General features: G+C 67.2%; 3 protein-coding genes. All 3 read right to left on the bottom strand.

The features are described 5' to 3' along the window. Window positions 1-198: 198 nt before the first annotated feature. Window positions 199-1500: an FAD-binding oxidoreductase gene (locus tag EN738_RS31245; RefSeq protein WP_127286966.1), complete on the bottom strand. Its 1302-nt coding sequence runs from the start codon at window positions 1498-1500 to the stop codon at window positions 199-201. Between the two features lie 2 nt (window positions 1501-1502). After that, window positions 1503-2888, bottom strand: coding sequence for a glutamine synthetase family protein (locus EN738_RS31250; protein ID WP_127286967.1), 1386 nt, complete (start codon window positions 2886-2888; stop codon window positions 1503-1505). A gap of 4 nt (window positions 2889-2892) precedes the next feature. Then, window positions 2893-3554: nucleotide disphospho-sugar-binding domain-containing protein (locus tag EN738_RS31255; protein WP_281034335.1), on the bottom strand; the 662-nt coding region annotated here is incomplete at its 5' end.

The raw sequence follows: 3554 nt of genomic DNA on the forward strand, positions 1-3554 counted from the left end.
TGGGTCGAGGCCGGCGTCGGCGAGGAGAAGCTCGCCACGCTCTGCCGCATCGCCGGCGCCTTCGATCGCGGCCTGTTCGAGGCGACCGGCGTGCGCTTCGCCAACGTCACCTGGACGCCGGGCCACGGCTCCGGCTGCTGCCACATCGCGCTGACCAACAGGGATGCCGGTTAGCCAGCTTGCCGTCGTCCCGCGCGCTCAGTGGTTGATGCGGTCGCGCATCGCATACCAAAGCATGCCGAGCACATAGAGCGGACCGCGCAGCGCCGTGCCGCCGGGGAACGGCAGCGGGCTAAGCGTCGAGAACAGGTCGAGCCGCGAGGCGTCTCCCGTGATCGCCTCGGCCAGCAGCTTGCCCGACAGCGTGGACAGGATGACGCCCTTGCCGGAATAGCCGTGCGCGAAATAGACCTCGCCATAGTGCCCGACATGCGGCAGGCGCGACGTCGTCACCGACACCAGCCCGCCCCACGCATGGTCGATGCGGCAGCCCTTCAGTTGCGGGAAGGTCTGTTCCATATGCGGCCGTACGAAGCCGGCGATGTCGGCCGGCGGCGACGGCGTGTAGCGCTCGCCGCCGCCGAACAGCAGCCGCCCATCCGCCGACATCCGGTAGTAGTTGACCACGAAGCGCGTGTCGGACACCGCGACGTTGGCCGGGATCACATTGCGCTTGCCCTCCAGCGGCTCGGTGGCGACGATGTAGTTGCCGACCGGCATGATGCGGCTGTTGACACGCGACTCCAGTCCTTGCAGCAGCGCGTCGCCCGCCAGCACGACATGCTTCGCCCGCACCGATCCTGTCGCCGTCGAGACCCTGATCGAAGGCTCCCGCTCCAGCCGCACGGCGACCGAATTCTCGTGGATGGTGACACCGGCCGCGACGGCCGCGCGGGCAAGCCCAAGCGTGTAGTTCAGCGGATGCATGTGGCCGCCGAGCGGCTCGTACATGGCGCCGTGATAGGGCGTGTCGACTTTGCCGCGCGCTTCCGCCGCCGACAGGATCTCGACGTCGCGGAAATTCATCACGCGGGCCAGGCATTCGGCCTCATCTTCCAGGTCCTTGAGGTCGGAACTGTTCACCGCGCCGACCAGATGGCCGCTGAGCCTGAGGTCGCAGTCGATGGCGTGGCGCTCGATGATGTCGAGCACCAGCCCGCGCGCCTCGAAGGCGAGGTCGAACAGCGCCTTCGCCCGTTCCGGTCCGAAGGCCTTGACCAGGCCCTTGGCGCCCTTGCGCAGGCCGGGGATCATCTGGCCGCCATTGCGGCCCGATGCGCCCCAGCCGATCTTGCCGCCTTCGAGCAGCACCACCTTCAGCCCGCGCTGCGCGGCGTGGAGCGCCGCCGACAGCCCGCTGCAGCCGCCGCCGACCACCACAAGGTCGGCCTCGACATCGCCGATGAGCGCCGGATGATCCGGCGCCGGATTGGCGGTGGCGACATAGTAGGATTTGCCGATATCGAGACCGGAATTGAAACCCGTCGAACTGGAAACCATGGTCACACCTTGAGCAAAAGGTGGTCGCGTTCCCAGGACGTCACGACGCTCTGGAACAGGTCGAGCTCGACGCTCTTGACGCGCAGATAGGTCTGGAAGAAATCCTCGCCGAGCAGCGCCCGCACCGGCGCGCAGGCGGTGAAACGGTCGAGCGCCTCCTCCATGGTCTTCGGCAGCGTGCTCTTGATCTTGTAGGCATTGCCAGACGCTTCCGCCGAGCGCGCGATCTTCTCCTCCACGCCGAGATAGCCCGCGAGCAGCGAGCCGGCGATCGCCAGATAGGGATTGGCATCGGCCCCCGGAAGCCGGTTCTCCACCCGCCGCGCGGCGCGGCCGCCCGCCGGCACGCGCAGGCCGCAGGAGCGGTTGTCGTGCGACCATTCGATATTGGCCGGCGCGCTATGGTTCGGACGGATGCGCCGGTATGAATTCACGTTCGGCGCAAACAGCGGCATGATTTCGGGAACGTATTTCTGCAAGCCGCCGATGAAATGGCCGAACATCGCGGTGTCGGCATCGTGGCCGCCGGCGAACAGCGTGTTGCCGGCCTCGTCGACGATCGACATGTGCAGATGCATCGAGGAGCCGGCCTGCGCCGCGATCGGCTTGGCCATGAAGGTGGCGTGCATGCCGCTCGCCTGAGCCGCCTGCCTGGTCAGGCGCTTGAACAACAGCACCTTGTCGGCCAGCGCCAGCGCATCGCCATGCAGGAAGTTGATTTCCAGTTGCGCCGTGCCCGACTCATGGATCAGCGTATCGAGCGGCAGCCCCGCGGCCGCCGCATGCGCGTAGATGCGCTGGATCACCGGCTCGAACTCCTCCAGCGCCGCCATGTCGTAGGGATGCTGCACGCTTTCGGCGCGGCCGTTGCGCCCGGCCGGGGCGGTCAGCGGCTGGTCCGGGTCGGGATTTGGCGCGGTGAGATAGAATTCGAGCTCCGGCGCCACCACCGCCCGCCAGCCGCGCTGGCGATAGAGATCGAGCACCGCCCGCAGGACGTGACGCGGCGAGGCCATCCACGGGCGGTCGTCCATGTGGAAGGCATCGGCAAAGACATAGGCCTTGCCAGGCCCGCCGCCGGGCGCCAGGCAAAGTGTCGAGACATCCGGCACCATGCGCATGTCCGGGTCCGAATAGGCGAAGCCTTCGTCGATCGAGCCGGAATAGCGGCCGTCAATGCTGACCAGGAAGGCGCTGCTCGGCAGATAGAGCGCGCGGTCTTCCAGCGCCTTCAGGAATTTCGCCGCCGGCAGCGCCTTGCCGCGCAGCACGCCGTTCATGTCGGGCACCAGGCATTCGACTTCGCTGATCGCGTGCGCGGCCAGCCAGCTTTTCGGATCGTTGGCGCCGCTCGTCGGCGGCAGGGTCGTCAGGTGGTTTTCAGGCATTTGGTCATGTCCGTATCAAAGAGAGGATCGCTTCGGCGGCCACATCCGTTCCGGGCTTCAGCGCCATCTGCGCTGCATTGTCCTTCAGGCGGGCGCGCATCGCATCGTCGGCCAGCAGGCCGAGGATCGCTCGCTCCAGTACTCCTTCGGTCCAGCCATCGCGGCCGATATGGTTGCCGACGCCGGTCTCCTCGGCGCGCCGCGCATTGTCGTGTCCGTCCCAGCAATAGGGCATGATCAGCGACGGCACGCCGAAGCGAAGCGCCTCGCAGAAACTATTGTTGCCGCCGTGATGGATGAAGAGGTCCGATTTCGCCACCACCGAGGGCTGTGGGAACCAGGCGCCGAGATAGACATTGTCGGGCACCGCGCGATAGGCATCGCGCAGGCCGCCGACATTGACGATGAAGCGTGCCGGCAGCCGGTCGAAGACGGCAAGCATGCGCTGGATCAGCCCGACATCCATGGCGCCCAGGCTGCCGAAGCTGAGATAGACCAGCGGCCCGCCGTTGCGCGGAAAGACCGGCACCTCGAACGGCCCCTCGGAGCGGACGCAGCCCTCGAGATAGGTGAAGCGCGCGGGGTCGAGCGGCTCGGCGCGTTCGCGGCGCACGATGGCCGGCGTCAGCAGCAGGTTGAGATCGGGCGATGCCTCCAGGAACAGGC

Origin of the sequence: Mesorhizobium sp. M4B.F.Ca.ET.017.02.2.1, assembly GCF_003998955.1 — a bacterium.
GTDB classification, from domain to species: Bacteria; Pseudomonadota; Alphaproteobacteria; order Rhizobiales; family Rhizobiaceae; genus Mesorhizobium; species Mesorhizobium abyssinicae.

Excerpts from the sequence above, each read along its gene's own strand:
- EN738_RS31250 (WP_127286967.1), bottom strand. The coding sequence starts at position 2,888 with ATGCCTGAAAACCACCTGACGACCCTGCCGCCGACGAGCGGCGCCAAC.
- EN738_RS31245 (WP_127286966.1), bottom strand. The coding sequence starts at position 1,500 with ATGGTTTCCAGTTCGACGGGTTTCAATTCCGGTCTCGATATCGGCAAA.